This window comes from Cryobacterium sp. Hz7, from assembly GCF_004402815.1.
Taxonomy (GTDB): Bacteria; Actinomycetota; Actinomycetes; order Actinomycetales; family Microbacteriaceae; genus Cryobacterium; species Cryobacterium sandaracinum.
Genome location: NZ_SOFB01000006.1, coordinates 1 through 23,674, shown reverse-complemented (window position 1 = coordinate 23,674; position 23,674 = coordinate 1). Strand labels below are relative to the sequence as shown.

Below are 23,674 nucleotides of genomic sequence, written 5' to 3'. Positions count from 1 at the left end.
TCACTCCGCTAGTGTCAGACTTCGTGGGCGGGAATCGGAACTCAAGGGGCGTCAAACGCCTGGCTTTCCTTGCGTTCGCCGGCATCGGCCTCGCGCTCATCGCCACGTCGTTCGTGCTGCTCCTTGATGACCCCTCAGACAGCTGGCTGATCGCCGGGGTCGGTGTGGTCTGCGCGGCCGCCCTCGAGCTCACCTGGGTGCGCGTGGGCGCCGTGGCGCACCGCAGCCCGATGATCAGCCTCCCCGTTCTGGCGCTGCCGGCGCTGGCCCCTACCCTCTCCCTGCCGGTCTCGGCCGGGCTGATCGCGCTCGGCGTTCTGCTGGCCATCCTGATCGAGTCCGGGCGGGCATCGGTCGCGCTCTACAGCGCCGGCCTGCAGGGTGCCGGCGCCCTCGCCGCCAGCGGCCTGTTCACCTGGTTCGGCGCGGGCGGACTGCCGATTCTGGTGGGCGTGGCCGCGGCATCCGTGGGCTATGTCTTCTTCATCATCGCGACCGAGGTGCTGCGCCAGCGCTTCGTCGCCGGCCCGCTTGGTCGGCGCAGCGGCGGGCGACCCCTGTCGCCGTTGCGGGTTCTGCTGGTGCTGGTCGGAACCGTCGTGGTCACGGTGACGGCCGCGCACTGGAGTGTCGTCGGGCTGCCGTTTCTGGTGGAGGTCACCAACACGCTCGATGCCGTCATCGTGCTGTTCGCCCTGATGATCGTCGCCTCCGTGGTCAAGGTCTCCACGGTGATGGCGGTCATGCGCCACCGGCTGGCCGGCATGGTCGCCGCCACGAGCGCGCTTGCCGCCGACCCGGCCACCGGGCCCTCCGGGTGGGTCACCCCAACGAGCCCAGCCACCACAGGCATCGGCGCCACGAGCGCCGCCGACAACACCTACCCCGCCACGAGTGCCGCCGACGCCACCCCAGAGCCCGAGCCCGGCTCCCCGGCGGCCGTCACCGACCTGCTGCGCCGGGTGGTGGCGGATGCAATCGGTGCCGAATCCGTCATCGTGCGCAGCGAGCCCGCGCAGCCCGGCGAGATCAGCATGCTGCTGCCGCTGGCCGGCGCCATCGGGCCGGACCAGTACATCGTGGCCCGGCGCGACGCCATGGACGGCGCCTTCACCGGCAACGACCGCCGCGCCCTCCAGGCCCTGGCCACGACCGCCGAGATGGTCGTGCGGGCCCGCCGCAACATCGCCGGCCTCACCCTGCGCGCCAACACCGATCCGCTCACGAGCCTGCCCAACTACGGCGCGTTCCAAGAGGCCCTGGCGAACATCAACGACCACCGGGATTACTCCGAAGCCCTGGCCGTGCTATTCATCGACCTCGACGAGTTCAAACGCCTGAACGACCGGTTCGGCCACCAGACCGGCGACGAGGTGCTGCGCGAGCTCGGGCGTCGGCTGAGCGCCGTGGTGCGCCCGAATGACGTGGTCGCCCGGGTCGGCGGCGACGAGTTCGTGATCATCCTCACCCACCTGGCGTCGCTGGCCGAGGCGAAGTCCATCGCCGAGCGCATCCTGGTGGTCTCCGGGGAGCCGATGCTCATCGGCCAGACGACCCACAGCCCGATTATCAGCGTGGGCCTGGCCTACTCGGCGCACCGCGAAACCGACGTCAACCAGCTGGTCCAGGATGCCGACCGGTCGATGCTCGCGATCAAGAAGTCACGGCGGCGCGGCGGCCCGTCGAAGGAGAGCAGCCTCAACATCTCGAGCCACCGCTCCTCGCAGATGAACGACATCATCGCCCACGCCATCGACGAGGACCTGCTCGAGCTGGCCTTCCAGCCCATCGTCAGCCTCGTCACCGGGCAGATCTGGGCGTTCGAAGCCCTCGTGCGCTACACCGACCCGGACCTCGGCCCGCTATCGCCGCCGTCGATCGTCGAGAAGGCGAAGGGCCTCGGCCGGCTCGACGCGATGACCCGCCAGGTGGCCGTGAAGGCCATGGCCGCCGCGGCGGACTTCCGGCTGATCGAGCCGCGCGTGGTGTGCATGACCATCAACGTTGAGGCCGGGCAGATCCTGCCCGAGCGTGTGGGCAACTACATCGAGGAGCTCGCGGACCGCTACCCCGGCATCTCGCTCTGCCTCGAGCTCAACGAGCGGTCGATGACCAAGGTCACCCCCGCGATCCGTGCTCAGGCCGACCGCCTGCGAGACCTCGGCATGATGATCGCGCTCGACGACTACGGTTCCCAGGATTCGTCGGTCGACGCCCTGGTACGGATGCCCATGGACATCCTCAAAATCGACCGCAGCCTGGTCGACGACCTCGACGACATCCGCCAGCGGGAGGTGCTCACCGCCCTGCAGGGTTTCGGTGACAACCTCGAGTACTCGATGATCGTCGAGGGTGTGGAGAACGATGCGATGGCGAACCACCTGAGTGCGCTGGGCATCCGTAGCGCGCAGGGGTTCCACTACGGCGTGCCGGAGAGCTTTGAGAAGACCCTGTCGCGGCTGGAGTTGTACGGCGCCCGTGCGGTCGTGCCGAGGCTCGGCATTACGCTTGTTTCATGAGCACAGAACCGGTTCCGTTCGAGGTGGAGACGATCGTTTTCGACCTCGAACCCGAGCGTCGGGCGGTGATCTACCCGGTGCTCGACGTCGTGCGCGATGCCATGCCCGCGGGGTATCGGCTCGGCGTCTACGGCGGCATGCTCGGCTGGGCGGTTCCGCTGGAACTGTTGGCGAACACCGACGACAAACAGCCGCTCGTCTACGTGAGCCTGGCCGCGCAGAAGCACTACAACTCGCTCTACCTGATGGGCCTCTGCAGCTTTCCCGAGAAGGATGCCGCGTTCCGCTCCCAATGGGACGCCACCGGACGCACGCTGAACATGGGCAACAGCTGCGTGCGGTTCAAGACGCTGGCCGACCTCGATCTCGACCTGATCGTGCGCGAGGTCGCGAGCGTGTCCGTCGACGACTTCATCGCCAACTACGAGCTCCTGAAAAGTCGCGGCTGAGCCGCTTTTGGTGGCAACTGAGTCGCTTATCGGTCGCGACTGGACCGGTTTTGAGCCGCGATTGGGTCGCTTTTGAGCTCGTTGCCGAGCTAACCGTGACCTGACGCGTCTGCGTCCCGGTGGGAGGCATCCGTTGCCACCGATATGGTGGAAGAGTGAATCCAATGGCGAAGATTGATGTCGTTCTTATTGGTGGCGGCATCATGAGCGCCACCCTCGGTACCTTGATCAAGCAGTTGCAGCCCGACTGGAGCATCGAGGTTTACGAGCGATTGGGGGAAGTCGCTCAGGAAAGCTCCAACCCGTGGAACAACGCGGGCACCGGCCATGCGGCTCTGTGCGAGCTGAACTACATGCCCGAATCGAAGGACGGCTCGGTGACCGCGGCCAAGGCCGTGGCGATCAACGAGCAGTTCCAGATCAGCCGCCAGCTGTGGGCACACCTGGTCGAGACGGGCGTGCTGCCCGAGCCCACCAACTTCATCAACTCCACCCCGCACATGACTTTCGTGCACGGCAAGAGCAGCGTCGAATACCTGCGCAAGCGGTTCGCGGTACTCCAGGGCGAGCCCCTCTTCGCGGGCATGGAATACAGCGAGGATCCGGCCGTGATCGGCACCTGGACCCCGCTCCTCACCCAGAAGCGCCCGAAGAACCAGAAGATCGCGGCGACGCGCATCGTGTCCGGCACCGACGTGGACTTCGGCGCCCTCACCCGCTACCTTTTCGCCAACCTCACCGCCGAGGGCGTGGGCGTGCACACGAACCAGCAGGTCACCGGCGTGAAACAGCTCACGGATGGCTCATGGAAGCTCAACCTGCGCCGTCTGGTCGGCAACCACCCGAGCGTCGTCAACGCCCGGTTCGTCTTCGTCGGCGCGGGTGGCGGCGCCCTGGCGCTGCTGCAGCAGAGCGGCATCCCCGAGATCAAGGGTTTCGGCGGGTTCCCGATCAGCGGGCAGTTCCTGCGCACCACGAACCAGAAGCTCGTCGCCCAGCACCACGCGAAGGTCTACGGCAAGGCGGCGAAGGGTGCTCCGCCCATGTCGGTGCCGCACCTCGATACCCGCGTCGTCGATGGAGAGACCTCGCTTCTGTTCGGACCATACGCCGGCTTCACCCCCAAGTTCCTCAAGTCGAGCAGCTGGCTCGACCTGCCGTTCTCGATCCGGGTGCACAACATCGGGCCGATGCTGGCTGTGGCGGTGCACAACTTCGGCCTGATGAAGTACCTGATCGGCGAGGTGTTCGCCTCAAAGAAGACGAAGCTCAAGGCGCTGCAGGAGTTCATCCCGACCGCGAAGCTCGCCGACTGGGAACTCATCACCGCCGGACAGCGCGTGCAGGTCATGAAGAAGGATCCGGAGCAGGGCGGCGTGCTGCAGTTCGGCACCGAGGTCATCACCTCGGCCGACGGCACCATCGCCGGGCTGCTCGGCGCCTCCCCGGGAGCCTCGACCGCGGCCCCGATCATGGTTGACCTGATCAAGCGCTGCTTCCCCGAGGAGTACCCGGCCTGGGAACCCAGACTGCGCGAGATGATCCCGAGCCTCGGCACGGAGCTCTCCGACGACCCGGCCGTTGCCGCCGCGTCGCTCGCCGCGACCGCGGCCGTGCTGAACCTGACCGCGTAGGAGGTTGCCCGGGGGTGGGGTTGCCCGGGCCCCACGGGCTGGGGGGGGGTGCCTGTTCTCTGCCCGTGCCCGCGGGCTGGGGGTGCCTGTTCTCTGCCCGTAACTGCGGAGTTTTTCGCAACATGCCGTCCTGGCGGGTGGGGTGACCCAGTGTTTCCGGACAGTCTTCCTGAATTCAGGATTGGATAGATAAATGGAACACGAGAAACACAAACACTTCAGCCCGGAGTTTCGGGCTGCCGCGGTGGCCCGCGTCGCGGAGGGCGACAAATCGATCGTGAAAGTCGCCGCAGCGCTCGGGATCAACCACCGGACTCTGTGGACTTGGGTCAACGCCGCGAGGCTGAAGACCATCGATCCTGCTGGTGAGCTCACGCCGCAAGCCCGGAAACGGATCCGGGACCTGGAGAAGGAAAACGCCCTGCTGCGGAGGGATCTCGACTTCGAGAAAAAAGCGAAGGCCTTCTTCCTGGAACTCGATCAAAACGACAACGGTTCGAAATGATCTCCCGGATGAAGGCCGACTTCCCCATCGCCTACCTCTGCCGCCGGCTCGGAGTATCAACATCAGGGTTCTACGACTGGTCGCACCACGTCACCGCGCCCGCGCAGAGGCGGCATGAAGACCTCACCGCGCAGGTGATGATCGCGTTCGCCGAGTCCAAGGGCGCGGCCGGATACCGCAAAGTCACCGCGGCTCTGAACCGGTCCCGGGTCCCGGTGAACCGCAAAACCATCGCCGGAATCATGCACGATCTGGGATTAATCTCCCCAGCTGCAGAACGCGCCTTCACGATCCGCTACCAGCGGGCCTCCAGACTGGCCGACCCGGTTGATCTGCTCCTGCGGGACTTCACCTCGCTGAGCGTCGGCACGATCCTCGTCGGTGATATCACCTACATCCACACCCGGGAAGGCTGGCTCTATCTCGCCACCGTCATCGACCTAGCCTCCCGCTCCGTGCTCGGCCACGCGACCGGGGCCCGCATGACCACCCAACTCATCACCCGGGCCATGAACATGGCCCTCGAGACCGGCCACGTCAAACCAGGAGCAGTTTTCCACTCCGACCACGGAGTCCAATACCGGTCGAAACGGTTCACGAAGTACTGCGGCCGACACGGCATCATCCGCTCCATGGGCGCGAAGATGCAGTGTTGGGACAACGCCGCCGCCGAAACGTTCTTCTCCAAACTCAAGAGCGAAAGCCTCAACTGGCAAACCCTCACGACAAGGCGCAAGGCCCGCACCGAAGTCATCAACTCCGTTCACCACTTCAGCAACGTTCGCCTGCACCAAACTCTCGGCTACTCAACACCCACCGAACGCCTCATCAAACTCACACTCGCCGCCTAAAATGAAACCGAGGACCCCGGCCGAAAAGACCGGGTCACCCCAGCGCCGTGGGCGGCGTGTTGCGAAATTCTCCGAAGTTAGCTCACACTGCTGCCCCGAACGGATGCCGCGCCGCCGCATCCGTCACGCCCTGTCGCTGGCTCGCCCAAGAGCCTCGACACCCGGCCCGTGGTGGGGCTAACTCAGGAGATCTCGCCCGAGTCGCGGCCGAGTGTCGGCTACTTTGGCACTGCTTCGCGCCCGTGGTCGGGACGCCGGCTGGGATCTCCTGAGTTAGCCACATCCGATGCCGGTGACCGCGGTCGCTGCGCCCTGCTCCTGCTCCAGGAGGGCCGATATCGGTGCGGGGAAGTCCCTGCACCGGTGCCGCCGTATTTTTTTGCCTTCGCCGTGGCCCGTACCCGAGCCATGCTCTGCATAACTCCTGCAGATTCTCAGAAGCGGGTCAAAGCGGGTCAAAACGGGCCGGAATCAGCCTATTTTGGCCGAATTGCAGGAGCTGTGCGTGTCCGGTGGTGGGAAGAGGCGGGGACTGGTGGCCAACTCAGGAGATCCCGGCGGGGTCGTGGCCGAGTCGCGGCGACTTCGGCACTGATCCGTGCCCGCGCCGTGGCCAGCGGCTGGGATCTCCTGAGTTAGCCACAACCGGGCGCGGGGGGATGGCAGGGAAGGCATGGAGGGGCGCGGGGGATGGCAGGGTGGCTAGGGCCAGAGCCGCCAGAGCCGCCGGAGCCGCCAGAGCCGCCGGAGCCGCAGCGCCACCCGACCGTACGCGACGGATGCCCCGCCGCCCCGCGCGACCCCAGCCGAACGAATTCGACGGAGATCTTGCACGATGATTGCGCAAAAGGGCCCCGTGGCCACGTTATTGTGCACAATCTCCGTCGAATTCGATCTGGGCGAAGCGGATTAGCCGGGGCAGCGCGGAAGCGCCCTCGCGGAATGAGAGAATCAACCGAACAGAGAGGGTTGCCATGACGCTTGGACTCCCGGACCACCTGGTCACGAGGGCCCTCAGCCATGCCCTCGCGCGGGCTGCGCACTGGTTTGCGCTGACCTGCCTGGCCGCCTCCCTCACCGCCATCATCCTCCTCAGTTTGTCTACAACCGCAGCCACAACCGCCACAACCGCAGCCACAACCGCCACAACCGCAGCCACCACAGCCGCCGCAACGCTCGCCACCACACCCACCGAAACCCTCGCCACCATCGTCGCCCTCCTCCTCATGGCCGCCGTGCTGATCGCCCTCTCCCTGCGCCGCACCGTCGCCCTGACGATCGCCTACCTCGTGACCGGCACCGTCGCCACCTACCTCTACACGATTACCGTGCTCGGCATCCCCGCCCTGTTCCCGAGCTCGAACGTCTTCCTCGTCACCCTGCCGAAACTGGCCCTGGTCATGATCGGCGGCGCCGGAGTCTCCGCCCGTGCCGGCGTGCTCTGGAGCACCACCGCCTTCGTCCTGGCCGAAGCCGTCACGGTGTACGCCGCCACGCAAACCGAGGTGCCCTACGGCGCGGACGTCTTCACCATCTCGACCTATCTCTTCCTCGTCAGCGTGCTGCTGCTCACGGTCTTCGTGCGCCGCGAGTGGTCTGTTCAAATCGCCCTGCACCGGGCCATGCAGACCGACCAGACCCGCCTGCTGCGCCACGAGCTCGACCTGCGCACCCTCGCCCTGGGTCAGGACACTACCCTCCAGCAGCTCGTCGCCCTCGCCCGCGCGCATCCCGGGCCGCTCAGCGCCAACCTGGCCGGCAGCATCAGTGACACCCTGCAGACCCTGCGCGGCACCGACTGGCTCACCGACGCCGATGCGCTGAGCGTCGAACCGCACGGGGGCACGGATGCCTGGCTCACCAGCGCGGTCTACGCCGCCATCGAGCGCAGTCGCGATCGTGGCCTCGTGGTCGAAGTCACGGGAGACCGCGCCGCCCTCGGCCGCCTGAGCCCGGCCAGCGACCGCGAGTTGAGCCTGGCGGTGCAGCAGTGCCTCGTGAACGTGATCCTCCACTCCGGCATCGTCGCTGCCGAGGTCGTGATCGAGTCCGAGCCGAGCAGCATTTCACTGATGGTGATGGATGCCGGGCGCGGCTTCACGGAATCGGAGACCGGCGCCGACCGTCTCGGCCTGCGCCAGGCGGTGCGCCGCCGGATCGAACGCCTGGGTGGCTCGGTGAGCATCCTCACCCGGCCGGGCGCCGGCACCTCGGTGATGCTGAGCGTGCCCGTGGCGATCGAGGAACCCGGCGGGCACGCCGAGCCGACAAAACAGCCCGAACAAACAGAAACCCCAGACCCCGAGCGGGTGGCCCAGTGACACCCACGAACGCAACCTCGCCATCAGGCAGCGCCGCGGCCACGGCCGCAGCTGCAGCCGCACAGCAGAACCACACCCCCGTCCCCACGCCTCACACCAAACCGCACGCCTTCACCCAGCAGCGCCTCGACCCGCTCGGCGCCCTCGCGGTCTGGACGATCGTGCCCGGCATCGCCCTGGTCGTGTTCGGCTACGCGGTGGTGACCACGGTGCTGCAGGCCGACGAGATCCGGCATCCGTTCCTGGCCGTGCTCGCGCTCGTCGCCACCGCAGCGGCGTCCGCCGCGCTCGTGTCGGCCGTACGACCGTCGCGGTCCCCGGTGCGCCAGACGTCGCTGCTGCTGATCATCAGCCTCGGCCTGGCCGCCCACCTGCTTGACCAGGCCGCCCGCTGGGGCAGCAACTCCCTGGTGCAAGACGACTTCGGCCCGATCACCATCGGCTTCCTGCTCGTGGCCCTCGCCCCCTTCCGCCCCTGGCGTGAACTGGCGCTGACCGCGGTGCTCGCCTCTGTCATCGTGGCCGCGGTCACACTGCCGCAGGAACCGTTCCGCTCGCTGCGGGTGCCGTCGGGCGTCTTCGTGGTCGTCGCGGTCACCCAGGTGCTCGCACTCGGCCTCGCCGCCGCTGCGTATTCCCGCCGCATCGTGCGTCAACTGCTGGCCTGGCAAACGGATGCCCGCCGCGCCATCGCCCGTCGCACCGAAGAATCCCGCGGCAGCGTGGTGCGCCAGGTGGTCGAGCAGCAGCTCGCCACCCTGCAGCCCGGTGTCTTCCCCCTCTTCGACGGCGTGCTCGAACGCGGCGTGGTGACCAAGGCCGACATCAATCGCGCGAACGAGCTCGCCGCCGGGGTTCGCCGGGCGATCGTGGCGCACATCGACGAGACCTGGCTCGACGCCGTCATCGCCCGCGAACGCACGGCGCTCCTCGAGCGTGGCAAGGATCCGCTGCTCGTCGTGGCCGACCCCGAGCACCGGGCGGCGCACTTCGGCACGCAGCAGCGCGCGGCCACCTCGGCCCTGATCAGCATGCTCTGCCTGGCCCCCGGCTTCGACCCGCGCAGCCTCGTGGTGCAGGCCGACACCGAGCCCGACTCCGAGCCCGACACCCAGGTCGATCCGCCGAGCGACCGCCAGCAGCGGCACTCCGGCATCGACACGTTCTCGATCCGGGTGGCGCTCGACCTCCCGCCGCGCCGGGTGCGCGCCCTGCTGCGCTCCTACACGGCGGTGCTGCGGGTGGTGTTCCCGTGGGTGCGGGTGAGCATCCGTCGCCCCGGCCTGACGCTGGAATTCGGCGACAAGCGCCCCCGCCCGGTTCCACCAGTACGCTGAGCTAGGCGCACGCAGCGCCACGACACGCAGCGCGGCATGACGCAGCGCAGCAGAGCGGCACGAGCGCGACCAGCCGAGGGGGCGACCACGCAATGGCGAAACTGTATTTCCGCTACGGAGCCATGAACAGCGGCAAGAGCACCTCGATGCTCCAGGCCGCCTACAACTATGAGGAACGCGGCCACCAGGTGCTGTTGGCCAAACCGTCGGTCGACACCAAGGGCGACCGGGGCATCCTCTCCCGGCTCGGCGTCACCCGGGCCGTGGACTACCTGCTCACTCCCGAGACGGATGCCTACGCCCTCTTCCACGAGCACCGCGCCCGGGTGCTCGCCGAGACCGGCCTCGACGTGAGCTCCCTGCTGGTGGACGAGGCGCAATTCCTCACCGAGCAGCAGGTGGACGATCTGCTGCGCATCGCGATCCTCGAGAACATTCCGGTGCTGGCCTACGGCATCCGCACCGATTTTCAGACGGTGGCCTTTCCGGGCAGTCGGCGCCTGCTCGAGGTGGCGCACAGCCTCGAAGAGCTGAAGACCATCTGCCGGTGTGGGCGCAAGGCCGTGTTCAACGGGCGCCAGATCGACGGGGTCTTCGTCTTCGACGGCGACCAGGTGGCCATCGACGGCGCCGAGGTAACCTACGAGTCGCTGTGCGGATCGTGCTACCTCGAGGAGAGCAATGGTGTGCTGAACAACCGCAGCCGGCCGGCATCCACATGAGCACCCACGCCCGCAGGACGGACCGCACCTGCGTGACAACTGGAAGGACGGGGCGCTCGAACGACTTCGGGATCGCGAGCGCCCCACCAACCCCCCGGTTGGTTTTCCCCATGCCTAAACGTAAGGGCCGCTTTCCGGACTGACCAGCCGTTACTTCTTGTGGCACCAGAACAGGGGTCACTCCGCACGTCGTTGAACCCTGCCCGAGACCCCGGCAGGCACCGCCCCGAGAATCCAAGGATCGCTGATGTCCCGCTTTCGCGTAGCCCTGATCGATGACCACGAGATCGTCGCCCGCGGATTCGCCGGCCTCTTCGCCACGATCCCCGAGATCGAGGTGGTGGCCACGGTCGCGACCGTGACCGAGCTGCTCGAGTCTGCCGTGCAGCAGACGCCCGTCGACCTGGTCATCCTGGATCTGCGGCTCTCCGACGGGTCCACCGCCACCGGCAACGTCGACCGGCTGCGCGGGGCGGGCGCGGCGGTGCTTGCGTTCACCGGTGGCGACGACGCCGCTCTGATGCGGGCCGCGGCGCGCAGCGGCGTGCTGGGTGTGGTGCGCAAGTCCGAGCCGACCGCGGTGCTGCTCGACGCCGTCACCCGGGCGGCGGCGGGGGAGACCGTGGTCTCCACCGAGTGGGCCGCGGCCCTCGACGGCGATCCCGACCTCTCCGACGCGGGCCTGAGCGTGCGCGAGTGCGAGGTGCTCTCGCTCTACGCTGCGGGCGCGAAGGCACCGCTGGTGGCCTCGCGGATGGGACTCTCCGAGGCCACGGTGATCGACTACATCCGTCGGGTGCGCTCGAAATATGAGCGGGTCGGCCGCCCGGCGAACACCAAGATCGACCTCTACAAGCGGGCACTGGAAGACGGCCTGCTGCCCATCCCCGGCCAGCCGTGACCGGGCGCGCAGCGACCCCCCGGCAGACCCCCCAGCAGGACCGACTGCACAGGCGACCCCGGCGGCCACCCCGACCGCCGCCCCGGCCGCAGTCCTCGACCGAGCGCCTCGCCCGCCTGCTCTACGGTGCACTCGGGCCCACCGCCCTCGTCTTCGGGCTGCTCTGCCTGGGCACCGTGCTCGAGCAGGCCTGGGAGCCGCAGCGGTCCTGGTCGGTGGCGGCGTGGCTGCTGATCTTCGGGCTGCCGATGCTGCTCGCCGTGCTCTCACGCCGGGTGCCTCTGCGCGTGCTGCGGGTGATCGCGCTCGCCGAGGGGGCCCTCTTCGTGCTGCTGCTGATGTTCTGGCTGACCGCCAGGGCGGAGCCGCTGCCGGCGGGCACGGACATCCCCTGGGCGATCAGCCTCACCGGCGTGCCCGTGATGGCCGTGGCGGTGACCACCCGCGACCGCACGGCCTGGGCCTACCTGGTGCTGGTCTGCACGATGAGCGGGCTGCTGCGTGCGGCCACCTCGACTGACCCCTCCCCGGTGCTGGTCGGTGTGGAAGACGGCCTCTACTCGTTCCTGCTGCTGAGCATGCTCGTGGGACTGACCACCATGGCGCGCCGCAGTGCCGGCAAGGTCGACCAGGCGGCCACGATCGCCCGCGTGCAACTCGTCGATCGCGCCGACCGCCTCGCGCGCAAACGGGAGCGGCTCACCATCGACGCCCTGGTGCACGACAGCGTCATCTCGACCCTGCTGATGGCCGGACGCGGCGGCACCTCGGTGCCGGTGCTGAGCCGGCACGCGGCCGACACCCTAGTGCGGCTCGACGCCCTGCGCGCCCCGCTACCCGACCCGAGTATGCCCGGCCCCCAGGTGACCCGGCGCCTCGAGCAGCTGGTGGCCGAGCTGGCACCGGATGCCCAGATCACCTCCAACCTGCCCGGCACCCTCACGGTGCCCGCCCTCGCCGTGACCGCCCTGCTCGGCGCCGTCGGCGAGGCCCTCCGCAACTCGGTCGCCGCCGACGTGCGGGAGCCCGTGCGGAGCCCGGTGGCCCGCACCCTCACCGTAAGCAGCTACCAGGGTGGCATCCGGGTGGCCGTGAATGACGACGGCGTCGGCTTCGACCCGGCAAGGGTGCCGGCCGAGCGCCTGGGCATCGCGCAGAGCATCATCGGCCGCATGGAGCGCCTCTCCGGGGGTGCCGCCGCCGTGCGCTCCCGCCCGGGCGTCGGCACCGAGGTGGTGGTCTCCTGGACGCCCACACCTGCAGCCCCCGCGCAGCCGGTCCCGTCCCTCTCGAGCGCACCCCCGACCCCGCCGCGACCCGCCACGCAGCTGAAGGGCGTGACCCGCCTGCCGAAGGCCCTGTCCACGTCCATCCTCATGGGATTCATCGCCGTGCACGCCCTTCTCGCCTTCGCCGACGGTGAACCCCTGTGGACCCTGCCCTACGAGATCCTCGGGTTCGTGGCGGTGTCTGCGGCGGCCGCCTGGCTCACCCTCGTCGTGCCTGACCCGGTGTCGCCTCGCAACGCCGTCATGGTGCTCGCGCTGTGCGGGCTGTCCGCCGTGGCCACGGCATTCCCGGTGCCGCCGGTCGGGTCGACCCCGTTCGCCCACTGGTACCTCGGCGCCATCACCATGCTGTTGGTCGTGCTGGCGGTGCGCGGCCGGCCCGGATTCGCCTGGTACGGCTACGGCATGATCATGGCCATCTCGATCGTCTGGGCGCTGCTGAACGGGCTGACGCTGCTCGACGGGGTGAACCTGGCTATCCGTCACGCCGGCACCCTGCTCGCCGGAACCCTGTTCGCCGTGGGTCTGAAGCGCTCCACCCAAACCCTGGCCGGGCTGAACCGGGAGCGGGCCCGCAGCGGCGCCGCGGCGGCCACGGCGGCGGCGGCCCTCGAGGAGCGCGAGACCCAGCTGACCCGGGTGAACATGCTGGCCCGCCCCACCCTGCAGCGCCTCGCGAATTTGCTGCAAAGCGACGCGCTTCAGATTGAACCGACCCTGCGAGCGGAAAGCCTGCTCGTGGAGGCCACCCTGCGCGATGCCATCCGGGGGCGCTCGCTCTTCGTCGAGCCGGTAATCAGTGCCGCCCGCGCCGCCCGCATCCGGGGCGTCGACGTGACCTTGCTCGACGACAGCGCCGACCGGCCGCCCCGGCAGCTGGCCGCCGCGGCCGCCATCGTGGCCGACCAGCTCGACGCCCTCACCCAGGGTCACCTGATCGCCCGTCTGCTGCCCGCGGACCGCCCCGCGATCGCCTCGATCGTGGTCGACGCCGGCGAGCCACGGATGCTCACGGTCACCCCCGACGGACTCCTCCAGCCGTCTTTGTAGCACTTCATCTAAAACGCGAGAGAACTTCACACCCCCCATGGGGGGTGGCCCCATACCCCTATGTGCAAGGATGGACAAGGGGATAATGCGATTCGAGCGGTTCCTCTCTGCCTAGTACTACCGGAGGAACGCGCGTGGAGCTCAAGGACTACCTCAGGATCTTTCATAAAAGTTGGATCCTGATTCTCGCTTGCACCCTCTTCGGAATCGCCGGCGCGGCCGGTGCGGCCATCGCGACCACCCCGAAGTACATCGCCAACACCCAGCTCTACGTCGCCGTGCAGGCCTCCGCCGGCGCTGTGACCGGAGACCTGGTTCAGGGAACCAGCTTTGCCCGGCAGGCCGTCACGTCGTACGTCGACGTCGTCAACAGTGCCATCGTGCTCGACGAGGTCATCAAGCAACTGAACCTCGACCTGACCGCCGCGCAGCTCGCCTCCACAATCACCTCCACGTCACCCCTCAACACCGTTCTGATCGACGTCTCCGTGACCAACAGCGACCCGGAGCTAGCCGCTCAGATCGCCAACTCCGTCGGGCAGAACTTCAGCAAGGTCGTCGTCGACCGGCTTGAGAAGCCCGATGGCGACGCAGCCAGCCCCGTGAAGATCGAGACGATCCAGCCGGCGATCGTGCCGACAACGCCGGCCAGCCCCAACGTGCCGCTCAACATCGCCCTCGGCCTTCTCGTGGGTCTCGCGGTCGGCATCGGGCTCGCTGTGCTGCGCAGCGTGCTCGACACCCGCATCCACAGCCTGCACGACATCGAGCTGGTCACCGACTCACCGATGCTCGGCGGCATCACCAACGACCCCAGCGCGAGCCTTCGCCCCCTGGTCGTGCACACCGACCCGAAGAACCCGCGGGCCGAGGCATTCCGCAGCCTGCGCACCAACCTGCAGTTCGTGAACATCGAGGGTGGCCCGCGCAGCTTCGTGGTCACCAGTTCGGTGCCCGGTGAGGGAAAGAGCACGACCACGGCGAACCTCGCAATCGCCCTCGCCGAGACCGGCGCCCGGGTCGCGTTGATCGACGGGGACCTGCGCCTGCCACGCGTGGCGGAATACATGGGCATCGAGGGCGGCGTCGGCCTTACCGACGTGCTCATCGGTCGCGCCGAGCTCGCGGACGTTCTGCAGAAGTGGGGCAAGAACAAGCTGTTCGTTCTGCCCAGCGGCCGCGTTCCCCCGAACCCGAGCGAATTGCTCGGCTCCGCTGCGATGGCCCGCATGCTCGGCGCGCTCACCGAGGAGTTCGACGTGGTGCTGATCGACGCCCCGCCGCTGCTCCTGGTGACGGATGCCGCCGTGCTGAGCAAGCTCTGCGGCGGCGCCATCATGGTGGTGGCCTCCGGGCGCACGAAGCGCAACGAGCTGACCAGCGCCGTGAAGGCTTTGGAGCGCGCGGGGAGCCGCCTCGTCGGCATGGTCATCACCATGCTTCCCACCAGGGGGCCCGACTCCTACGGCTACGGCCAGTACAGCTACGGCACGATTCACGAGGAAGAGAAAGCAACTGTCGGTGCCGCAGCGCCTGCGGTGCGGGGCATCCGCAAGGCCCGACGGAGAACCGCGTGATGCAGACCTTCTCCATTCTCACGGTCTGCTCGGGCAACATCTGCCGCTCGCCGCTGGCCGAACAGCTCTTACGTGTCGGCCTGGCGTCGTGGCCGCAGGTGCAGCTGGCCAGTGCCGGAACAATCGGCCTGACCGGTCAGGGCATGCCAGCGCAAGCCGCCGACCTGTCGCGCCATTTCGGCGGTGACCCGAGTGCCCACGTGGCCCAAGAGCTGACCGCCGAGCACGTGCAGAACGCCGACCTGGTGTTCGCGATGTCCCGCGAACACCGACGCGCCATCGTTGAGTTGGTGCCACGCGCCATCCGTTACACGTTCACGATCCGCGAGTTCGCGCGTCTCGTTGCGGACCTCACCGATGACGACCTCGACGAGGCTGCCGCTCTGCCCCTCGATGACCTTGTTGGGCGCCTCTCCACTCTGATCGGGTTGGCCGCGTCTCAGCGTGGCGCTGTCGCCCCCCTATTATCGGCCGATGACGACGACGTTGTTGACCCCTATCGCCGTAGCGACGAGGTCTATGTGGAGTCCGCCCAACAGCTCGTGCCGGCCATTAACGCTGTCACTGCCCTGTTCCATAGAGCCGCAACGGTGCAGCCGAGCTAGTGAACGCCGTGGGAGGAAATAGGCCTAAGAGTCGCAAGAACCGCGACAGCGTGCTTCGCCGTCGCCTGCTCATTGCGGGTCTGGCCGTGTTCGTGCTGTTCGACGTTGCCCTGGTGTCCTTTGCACTCACCGCGTCGAAGCCTTCCGCCAATGCGGGCACGGCGGTCGGGCCTGTCGAGACCACGACGCCGACCGCAGAGCCCGCGGCAACGGAGCAGCCGGTGGTCGAGCCTGTCGAGCCCACGGCAATTGAATCTTCGACCCCTGGCCGTATCCTCACCGCCCTCGACGCGTCCACACTCTGGCGTGCCACGACCGGTGAGTGCCCCGCTGCCACCGCGAACCCGGAGCTCTCCACCGACGCCGGTGAAACCTGGACAGCACTCGACGCTTCGGCCGACACCGATTCCTCCTCCGTCCTGTCGATCACTATCTCCAGCGAGTCGGAGGCCTCCATGGTCACGCTCACGGCCGCAGACTGCACCCCGCAACGCGTGACTACCTTCGTGGCCGGAGATCAGTGGCAGGAATACCCCGATCGCGTCGGTGCCGACTGGTATGTCAACCCGGCCGACCGAGCGAGCGTGCACAGCCCGGCAGGTTCATTCGCCGCACCCTGTTCCGCGGTGATCGCACTTGCACCCCGCACCGACTCGACGGCTGCCCTGCTTTGCTCAGACGGATCCCTCTTTCGCACCGGCGATGGTGCCGCGACCTACGGGCCCGGGGTCGCTCTTCCCGGTGCCGCAAACCTGACCGTCAGTGACGACGGCTACATCATCGTGGCCACCGAGCAGGCCGGCTGCGCGGGCGCACAGCTGCTCGCGACGTCAGACGAGCTCGACGGGGCGCTGACCCCGAGCGGGTGCCGTGAGGCGGGAGTGACGCCGAGCGACCTGGCAGTGGCAAGCGCCGATGGAATTTTCTGGCTGTGGGTGGGGGACATAGTGAGTAGTTCGAGCGATGGGGGCACAACATGGCCGTAAGCGACTTTGCAACGACCAGAATGCAGGAGCTGCACGGGTCTGTGCCTCTCGTGCGTTTCGGTACTCAGCTCGCAATCGATGCAGGAGCTTGGGTTGTCGCCCTGTTCTTGGCCGAGATTCTTCGCTACGAGTTCGACTGGCGGCTGATTGACCTGGTGCCGCTGCTGGCTCTGTGCGCGGCTGCGTGCCTGGTTCAGTTTCTTGCGGGCGGTGCCAACCACCTCTACCAGGGGCGCCACATCTACGGGAGCTTTTCCGAGGTAAGGGCGCTGCTCGGGGTGGTCCTCGCCTCGACCGTCATCCTGGGTATCCCGGTTGCCGTCGCCGGCACGGTGGTCGGCATTCCCCGCAGCACGGTCTTCATCGCCCTGCCCATGGCCTTCGTCTTGATGGGCGGCGTGCGTTACATCAAGCGTCTCCTGGTGGAACGGTCGGTGGTTCCCAAAGAAGACATTCAGAAGGCCCTGATTTTCGGCGCCGGCTACATGGGAGCGTCGATTGCCCGGCGCATGACCACCGACCGAAACTCGCCATTCCTGGCGGTGGGGCTCATCGACGACGATCCGCGCAAGCGCAATCTGTGGCTCCATGACGTTCGCGTCGTCGGTTCACGTGCCTCCCTCTCCGCAGCGGCTCAAGCCACCGGGGCAACTGCGCTGGTCGTGGCCATTGCCAAGGCCGATGCCTCCTTGCTGCGTGACATTACCGATGCCGCCAAGGCCGCACATCTCAAGGTCCTGGTTCTCCCGCCCTTGGAAGAACTGCTCAATGGCAAGTCCCGCCTCAACGACCTCCGCGATATCTCGATCGAAGACCTGATCGGTCGTCACCCCGTTGATACCCACGTTGAGTCGATCGCAGGTTATCTCGCTGGCAAACGCGTGCTGGTCACGGGCGCGGGCGGCTCCATCGGCTCCGAACTGTGCCGTCAGATCACCCAGTTCGGCCCGAGCGAACTCATCATGCTCGACCGCGACGAGACCGGCCTCCAGGGCACCCAGATCTCGATCCTCGGTCACGGGCTTCTCGACACCAAAGACGTGGTGCTCGCGGACATCCGGGATGCCGAGGCACTGACGACCATCTTTGCCGAGCGTCGACCCGAGGTGGTTTTTCACGCCGCGGCCCTCAAACACCTTCCGATGCTGGAGCAGTACCCCGACGAGGCGTGGAAGACCAATGTGCTCGGCACGCTGAATGTGCTGGAAGCCGCCCAGGCGGTCGGCGTGACCACGTTCGTGAACATCTCCACCGACAAGGCCGCGAACCCCACGAGTGTGCTCGGTCATTCCAAACGTGTGGCCGAGAAGCTCACGGCGTGGGCCGCCCAGGAATCCAAGCGCGCATACCTCTCGGTTCGCTTCGGCAATGTCATCGGCAGCCGTGGCTCGATGCTGCCGACCTTCACCACCCTCATCGAGGCCGGTGGGCCGCTGACGATCACCCATCCTGACGTCACGCGATTCTTCATGACCATTCCCGAGGCGTGCCAACTGGTCATCCAGGCTGGCGGTATCGGTGGTCCCGCCGAGGTGCTTATCCTCGACATGGGCGAGCCCGTCAGAATCTTGGACGTGGCCGAGCGAATGATTGGAATGTCGGGCAAGGACATCGAGATCATCTACACCGGACTCCGCCCCGGGGAGAAGCTGCACGAAGAACTCATCGGCGACCACGAAACGGACGCACGCCCGATCCACCCGAAGATCACTCACGCCTCCATAGCGCCCATCCGCCCCGAGAATCTGAACAAGCCAGGTTGGGATGAGCGCTGCCGACAAGATCTAACTCACCGAACAGCCCAAGCTGAGCCCACGCTGGCCGGAACAGGAACACCCCTATGAGCGAACGCATCTACATGTCATCCCCTGACGTCGGTGATCTCGAAGAACAGTACATGGTTGCCGCGATCAGATCCGGCTGGATTGCACCTCTAGGACCCGATGTCAATGCCTTCGAAGCGGAGATGGCGGAGCGTATCGGTGTCGAACACGCCGTAGCCCTCAGCTCCGGGACTGCGGCCCTGCACCTCGGGCTGCTCGGGCTCGGAGTCGGGCCGGGTGACGTGGTGGTCACGTCGACGATGACATTCGCGGCAACGGCAAACGCAATCGTCTATACGCGAGCTGAGCCGTACTTCATTGACTGTGAACTTGAAACCGGAAACATGGATCCGACCCTGCTCCGCGAGGCGCTCGAGCGCCTGATGCGTGACGGCGAGAAGGTCGCAGCGATCGTGCCTGTGGATCTTCTCGGCAAGGCCATCAACTACACCGAGATCTGCACGATTGCGGATGAGTACAGGATTCCCGTTCTGGCTGACGCGGCTGAATCTCTCGGAGCCGCGCACCGCACCCGGGCGGCCGGCTCGTTCGGACGCGCATCGGCGGTGTCATTCAACGGCAACAAAATTATGACCACATCTGGCGGGGGAATGCTGCTGACCGACGACGTGGAACTCGCTGCGAACACCCGCTACCTGGCGACCCAGGCCCGTCAGCCCGTTGCACACTACGAACACATCGACATTGGCTACAACTACCGGCTCAGTAACCTGCTCGCCGCTCTCGGACGTGCCCAGCTGACCCGCCTCGACGACATGATCGGTCGCCGCCGCGCCATGCGCGAGCGGTACCGAGAACTCTTCGCGGCCGTGGACGGCGTCGAGATCTTCGGCGGAGTTGACGACGAAGAGGACAACTGTTGGCTCACGTCCATCGTGGTCGACTCGGTTGCCGCCGGCTGGCATCCGGAGGATCTCACCGCTGCGCTACTCGCCGACAACATCGAAAGCCGCCCACTGTGGAAGCCTATGCACCTCCAGCCGGTGTTTTCGGGCGCCCGCGGTTTGGTGAATGGCAACGCGAATCGTCTCTTCGAGAGGGGCCTCACCCTTCCCAGTGGTTCAGCCCTGTCTGAGTCGGATATCGATCGCGTGCTATCCAATCTCAGTGAATTTATCGGCTGGCGCTCTTGACGAGCGCCAGCGAGCGTCGGCGGTACGACGCTGTAAAGCGAGTCTTGGATGTCACGACGGCCACGGCCGCGCTGGTTGCGCTTTGGCCCGTTCTCGCCGTCGTGGCGGCTCTGGTCTCCGTGCGACTGGGTCGCCCGGTTATATTCCGACAGGACCGCCCAGGCCGTGACGGAAACGTCTTCCGTCTCTACAAGTTTCGGACAATGAGAGATGTTGACATCACGCGGGGCCTGATAACTGATGAACAACGACTCACACCGTTTGGACTCGCGCTTCGTTCGACAAGCCTTGATGAACTGCCAACCTTGGTGAATGTAATCAAAGGCGACATGAGCATTGTTGGGCCGAGGCCCTTACTGGTACGGTACCTTGCGCGTTACTCACTGGAGCAGTCCAGACGACACGAGGTGCGACCGGGCATTACCGGTCTTGCCCAGGTCAGCGGCCGAAATGCTCTTGCTTGGAAGGACAAGTTCGAGCTTGACGTCGACTACGTTGAGACGCGAAGTTTTCGCGGAGACCTGAGAATCCTGAGAATGACCGTTCTCGCAGTGGCAAAGCGGAGTGGCGTCTCTGCGGACGGACACGCGACAGCACCCGAGTTCATGGGCACGGACCTCAGGCTGGAGCAGCGCCGATGAGCACGCCGTTGGTAGTTGTCGGGGCCGGGGGATTTGGGCGTGAGGTCCTCGATATCGTGGATGCTCTTAACCGCGCCGCGGAGACCGTTGTTTTCGAGATCATTGGTGTCCTCGACGCTAACCCGAGTGCGGAGAATCTCGGTCGGCTGTCAGCTCGGAGTGTCCGTTACCTTGGCACGGAATCGGCCTGGCGAGAAACGGGTAGTCGGGCTCAGTACCTTATCGGCGTCGGGAATCCAGCCGCACGGCAGGAGATTGACAAAGCATTCACTGCTTTAGGCTTGACGGCAGCAACTGTAGTTCATCCCGCCGCTACGACAGGTTCTTCTTTCACTGTCGGCCAAGGATCGGTCCTCTGCGGTGGCGTGCAGGTTTCCACGAATGTGACTCTCGGACGACATGTGCACCTGAATCCGAACTCGATAATTGGGCACGATTCTGTCCTCAACGATTTTGTCTCCATCAATCCGTCAGCCACGATCTCTGGGGACGTCCGTATAGGCCCACGGTCGCTTGTCGGTGCTGGGGCTGTCGTCCTGCAGGGTCTTTGCATCGGGGCAGACACAGTCGTGGGCGCCAGCGCCTGCGTCACACGCGGCGTTGGGGATCGATCCGTGGTGAAGGGCATCCCCGCGAGATGATGCGATTCCAGAAGGCGAGCCTTGCGAATCCGATGGGCGTCTTTTCGAAGAACTGGGACTAAGACGCCGATGCGCTATTGAAATGAACCATTTTTTTCGCGAGGCATCACGCTCGCCTTCGCCGTGCAAGCGCTATTGCGCTGAGCACCAAATTTTTGTTGAATCCGTCGAAACGCGGTATAGAAGTAAAGGGGTATGTGAAAATGAAAGCGCTGGTCACAGGGGCGGCAGGGTTCATCGGCAGTTCGATCGCCAGACGTCTCCTATCTGAGGGACACACCGTCATCGGCGTGGATGCTCTGACCGATTACTACTCCATTGAACTGAAGCAGCAGAATTTGTCGGAAACTCAAGCGGAGAACTTCACGTTCGTACACGCTGATCTGAATGAGCTGGATCTGGACGAGCTGCTGGTTGGGGTTGGCATCATTTTCCATGAGGCGGGTCAGCCCGGCGTCCGGAAGTCCTGGGGTGATGACTTCGCGATCTACACAAGCCAGAACGTCAACGCAACTCAACGGTTGCTAGAGGCCGCGAAGCGGTCCAAAAGCCTGAAGCGGCTCGTCTATGCTTCGTCATCATCCCTGTATGGGGACGCTCAGAGCTATCCCACGGCAGAGACCGATTTGCCTCAGCCCATCAGTCCGTACGGTGTATCGAAGCTGGCCGCGGAACATTTGTGCACGCTCTATGGTCGCAATTTTGGAGTTCCAACCGTTTCACTTCGGTATTTCACTGTCTACGGTCCGCGTCAGCGGCCCGATATGGCTTTCACTCGTTTCATTCGTGCTGCCCTCGTGGGCGATGAAATTTCCATCTTCGGGACGGGGGAGCAGATCCGAGACTTCACGTACATCGACGACGTTGTGGAGGCAAATATGCTCGCAGCATTTACCGACTCCGTTGAACCGGGGGCGGTTTTCAACGTCGCTGGTGGAAGCAGCATCTCGGTCAATGAAGTGTTGGATGTGATCGAGGGCATTGCAGGGCACCCCCTCCGGATTAACCGTATCGGGTCCGTTCCGGGCGACGTATTCCGCACTGGAGGATTGACACGTGAGATCGAATTGGCGCTTGGGTGGAAAGCGAAGGTACCCATCGAAGACGGCATCGCACTCCAGTTCGATTGGGGCCGGTCAGTCTTCCTCGATCACTAGCAGTCGTAGCAGCCGTCGTTCATGACGCTTGGCACCATCTCATCGTCCTACCCGCCTATCACCAGCTCCAGATTCGGAGCATCCCAGGGAGAATCACAGCGTGACAAGAAGACCAAAAATCGTGCTCGGCGTGACGGTGGATATCTCCCTGACACTCATGAGGGGGCTGCCTGCTTTTCTGGCGTCAGAAGGCTGGGAAGTCCATGTTGTGACTTCGCCAGGTCCTCATCTCGAGGGGCTCGTGGGCATCTCCGGTGTCGTGGCGCACGCAATCCCGATGAAACGAAATCCTTCACCTCTACGGGATATTGTTTCGCTTTTCTCGTGGATATCGCTGCTGCGCAATATACGGCCGGACGTCATTTCGGTCGGTACGCCAAAGGCCGGTCTCTTGGGTGGCATTGCAGGTTGGCTGACGGGCGTTCCTAAGCGGGTTTATCATCTGCGTGGCTTACGCCTTGAGACCGCGGGCGGAGTTCAACTCGCGATCCTGGCAGCTATGGAGAAACTCACGGCACGGGTCGCGACTCATGTGCTCTCCGTCAGTCATAGCTTGCGCGACCGGGTCGTCGAGGGCGGCCTGGTTCCGGCGGACAAGATCGTCGTTCTCGGCTCAGGCAGTTCCAATGGGGTCCAACTCGAAGACTTTGACCAAGCAGCATTCACTGTTGGTGACATCGAGGCCCTGAGGGATCAACTTGGAGTGCTTCCAGACCTTCCTGTCATCGGATTCGTCGGTCGATTGACTGAAGACAAGGGGCTCTCCGTCCTTGCGCAGGCCAGAGAAATCCTGGAGAAAGATGGTGTTGACTATCAAATGCTCGTCGTTGGGGGATTCGACGGCCCAGAGGGGGAGGACCAACTCGCTGCGGTGAATGCTCATGGCAGGCCGGCTCTTGTGTCCGGCTATGTCAGCAGGCCGGCAATCTACTATCGCCTTATGGATATTTTTTGCCTGCCGACCCTGAGAGAGGGTTACCCGAACGTTGTACTTGAAGCGAGTGCGTCCTCCCTCCCCACGGTGACAACGAATGCTACCGGTGCTTTCGACTCGACCATCGATGGCTTGACCGGTTTGATCGCATCAGCAGGAGACGCGACAATGCTTGCGCTTGCGCTCCGAAGCCTCATTGAGAGACCAGAGTTGAGAGTAGAAATGGGCCGCAACGCTCTGGCTAGAGTCTCGACAGAGTTCTCCCGAGAGCAGGTCTGGCAACTGCTCAAGGATTACTACGCAGTCGAGGCCCTCCGAGCAGCACGACCTTAGAAGGCTTTGCGGTTAAAAAAGTGAACCAGCCGTACACCTTCATGAGTTCTGGCTTCGGCGCTACATGTGTATTTGGTGCAAAACTCAACCCCCGTTTGCGAACTATTTGAGAAACAGATGCGGTCCGGACCCGAGGCCCTACGTGATGCTCCTATAGTTGTCAATTGATATTTTGGACGGCTTTTTGCTCGTGGAGCCAGTCCCGAAATTGGCTCGCGAGGTTGTCGTCTCGGCTGAGTCCTCGT

General features: G+C 65.5%; 19 protein-coding genes. All 19 read left to right on the top strand.

The genetic code is table 11. From position 1 onward, the window contains the following. Positions 1-23 precede the first annotated feature (23 nt). Positions 24-2,519 carry an EAL domain-containing protein gene (locus E3N86_RS00950; RefSeq protein ID WP_134511152.1) on the top strand — a complete coding sequence of 832 codons (2,496 nt, stop codon included), beginning with the start codon at positions 24-26 and terminating at the stop codon, positions 2,517-2,519. Further along, positions 2,516-2,968: a DUF1801 domain-containing protein gene (locus E3N86_RS17180; protein WP_134342253.1), complete on the top strand. Its 453-nt coding sequence runs from the start codon at positions 2,516-2,518 to the stop codon at positions 2,966-2,968. Before E3N86_RS00950 ends, E3N86_RS17180 begins: the two co-directional genes overlap by 4 nt. 164 nt (positions 2,969-3,132) lie before the next feature. Next, positions 3,133-4,602, top strand: a complete 1,470-nt coding sequence (locus tag E3N86_RS00940; protein ID WP_134511151.1) for a malate:quinone oxidoreductase — start codon at positions 3,133-3,135, stop codon at positions 4,600-4,602. Positions 4,603-4,795: 193 nt separating this feature from the next. Next, positions 4,796-5,107, top strand: a complete 312-nt coding sequence (locus E3N86_RS00935) for a transposase (protein ID WP_134511150.1) — start codon at positions 4,796-4,798, stop codon at positions 5,105-5,107. After that, the gene (locus E3N86_RS00930) at positions 5,104-5,958 is read left to right on the top strand and encodes an IS3 family transposase (RefSeq protein ID WP_134511149.1); all 855 of its coding nucleotides are present in this window, start codon (positions 5,104-5,106) and stop codon (positions 5,956-5,958) included. Before E3N86_RS00935 ends, E3N86_RS00930 begins: the two co-directional genes overlap by 4 nt. Before the next feature lie 974 nt (positions 5,959-6,932). Then, positions 6,933-8,279 carry a sensor histidine kinase gene (locus E3N86_RS00925; RefSeq protein WP_134511148.1) on the top strand — a complete coding sequence of 449 codons (1,347 nt, stop codon included), beginning with the start codon at positions 6,933-6,935 and terminating at the stop codon, positions 8,277-8,279. After that, positions 8,276-9,616 (top strand): hypothetical protein, encoded by a 1,341-nt coding sequence (locus E3N86_RS00920; RefSeq protein WP_134511147.1) that lies wholly within the window; start codon positions 8,276-8,278, stop codon positions 9,614-9,616. Before E3N86_RS00925 ends, E3N86_RS00920 begins: the two co-directional genes overlap by 4 nt. 92 nt (positions 9,617-9,708) lie before the next feature. After that, positions 9,709-10,338 carry a thymidine kinase gene (locus E3N86_RS00915; protein ID WP_134372096.1) on the top strand — a complete coding sequence of 210 codons (630 nt, stop codon included), beginning with the start codon at positions 9,709-9,711 and terminating at the stop codon, positions 10,336-10,338. A gap of 247 nt (positions 10,339-10,585) precedes the next feature. Then, on the top strand, positions 10,586-11,239 hold the full coding sequence (locus E3N86_RS00910; RefSeq protein ID WP_104099815.1) for a response regulator transcription factor: 654 nt from the start codon (positions 10,586-10,588) through the stop codon (positions 11,237-11,239). Next, the gene (locus E3N86_RS00905; protein ID WP_134511146.1) at positions 11,236-13,578 is read left to right on the top strand and encodes a sensor histidine kinase; all 2,343 of its coding nucleotides are present in this window, start codon (positions 11,236-11,238) and stop codon (positions 13,576-13,578) included. The genes E3N86_RS00910 and E3N86_RS00905 overlap by 4 nt, the downstream gene beginning before the upstream one ends. 134 nt (positions 13,579-13,712) lie before the next feature. Further along, entirely contained in the window at positions 13,713-15,155 is a 1,443-nt protein-coding gene (locus E3N86_RS00900; RefSeq protein ID WP_134511145.1) for a polysaccharide biosynthesis tyrosine autokinase, read from the top strand. Continuing rightward, positions 15,155-15,760: a low molecular weight phosphatase family protein gene (locus E3N86_RS00895; RefSeq protein WP_104170751.1), complete on the top strand. Its 606-nt coding sequence runs from the start codon at positions 15,155-15,157 to the stop codon at positions 15,758-15,760. Before E3N86_RS00900 ends, E3N86_RS00895 begins: the two co-directional genes overlap by 1 nt. Positions 15,761-15,810: 50 nt before the next feature. Continuing rightward, a complete protein-coding gene (locus E3N86_RS00890) occupies positions 15,811-16,746 on the top strand; it encodes a hypothetical protein (RefSeq protein ID WP_134511144.1) in 936 nt (311 codons plus the stop codon). Beyond that, positions 16,737-18,590, top strand: a complete 1,854-nt coding sequence (locus tag E3N86_RS00885; protein WP_241985896.1) for a nucleoside-diphosphate sugar epimerase/dehydratase — start codon at positions 16,737-16,739, stop codon at positions 18,588-18,590. The genes E3N86_RS00890 and E3N86_RS00885 overlap by 10 nt, the downstream gene beginning before the upstream one ends. Continuing rightward, positions 18,587-19,723, top strand: coding sequence for a DegT/DnrJ/EryC1/StrS aminotransferase family protein (locus tag E3N86_RS00880; protein ID WP_134511143.1), 1,137 nt, complete (start codon positions 18,587-18,589; stop codon positions 19,721-19,723). The genes E3N86_RS00885 and E3N86_RS00880 overlap by 4 nt, the downstream gene beginning before the upstream one ends. Next, positions 19,720-20,364: a sugar transferase gene (locus E3N86_RS00875; RefSeq protein ID WP_134511142.1), complete on the top strand. Its 645-nt coding sequence runs from the start codon at positions 19,720-19,722 to the stop codon at positions 20,362-20,364. The genes E3N86_RS00880 and E3N86_RS00875 overlap by 4 nt, the downstream gene beginning before the upstream one ends. Further along, positions 20,361-21,005 (top strand): acetyltransferase, encoded by a 645-nt coding sequence (locus tag E3N86_RS00870; RefSeq protein ID WP_134511141.1) that lies wholly within the window; start codon positions 20,361-20,363, stop codon positions 21,003-21,005. Before E3N86_RS00875 ends, E3N86_RS00870 begins: the two co-directional genes overlap by 4 nt. A gap of 203 nt (positions 21,006-21,208) precedes the next feature. Beyond that, complete coding sequence (locus tag E3N86_RS00865; RefSeq protein ID WP_134511140.1) at positions 21,209-22,162, top strand: NAD-dependent epimerase/dehydratase family protein; 954 nt, start codon at positions 21,209-21,211, stop codon at positions 22,160-22,162. A gap of 100 nt (positions 22,163-22,262) precedes the next feature. Next, a complete protein-coding gene (locus E3N86_RS00860) occupies positions 22,263-23,429 on the top strand; it encodes a glycosyltransferase family 4 protein (RefSeq protein ID WP_134511139.1) in 1,167 nt (388 codons plus the stop codon). The last annotated feature ends 245 nt before the right edge of the window (positions 23,430-23,674 follow it).

What these genes read in the sequence shown, in the direction of transcription:
- E3N86_RS17180 (WP_134342253.1), top strand. Translation starts at nt 2,516, where the DNA reads ATGAGCACAGAACCGGTTCCGTTCGAGGTGGAGACGATCGTTTTCGAC.
- E3N86_RS00940 (WP_134511151.1), top strand. Translation starts at nt 3,133, where the DNA reads ATGGCGAAGATTGATGTCGTTCTTATTGGTGGCGGCATCATGAGCGCC.
- E3N86_RS00935 (WP_134511150.1), top strand. Translation starts at nt 4,796, where the DNA reads ATGGAACACGAGAAACACAAACACTTCAGCCCGGAGTTTCGGGCTGCC.
- E3N86_RS00930 (WP_134511149.1), top strand. Translation starts at nt 5,104, where the DNA reads ATGATCTCCCGGATGAAGGCCGACTTCCCCATCGCCTACCTCTGCCGC.
- E3N86_RS00925 (WP_134511148.1), top strand. Translation starts at nt 6,933, where the DNA reads ATGACGCTTGGACTCCCGGACCACCTGGTCACGAGGGCCCTCAGCCAT.
- E3N86_RS00915 (WP_134372096.1), top strand. Translation starts at nt 9,709, where the DNA reads ATGGCGAAACTGTATTTCCGCTACGGAGCCATGAACAGCGGCAAGAGC.
- E3N86_RS00910 (WP_104099815.1), top strand. Translation starts at nt 10,586, where the DNA reads ATGTCCCGCTTTCGCGTAGCCCTGATCGATGACCACGAGATCGTCGCC.
- E3N86_RS00895 (WP_104170751.1), top strand. Translation starts at nt 15,155, where the DNA reads ATGCAGACCTTCTCCATTCTCACGGTCTGCTCGGGCAACATCTGCCGC.
- E3N86_RS00885 (WP_241985896.1), top strand. Translation starts at nt 16,737, where the DNA reads ATGGCCGTAAGCGACTTTGCAACGACCAGAATGCAGGAGCTGCACGGG.
- E3N86_RS00880 (WP_134511143.1), top strand. Translation starts at nt 18,587, where the DNA reads ATGAGCGAACGCATCTACATGTCATCCCCTGACGTCGGTGATCTCGAA.
- E3N86_RS00870 (WP_134511141.1), top strand. Translation starts at nt 20,361, where the DNA reads ATGAGCACGCCGTTGGTAGTTGTCGGGGCCGGGGGATTTGGGCGTGAG.
- E3N86_RS00865 (WP_134511140.1), top strand. Translation starts at nt 21,209, where the DNA reads ATGAAAGCGCTGGTCACAGGGGCGGCAGGGTTCATCGGCAGTTCGATC.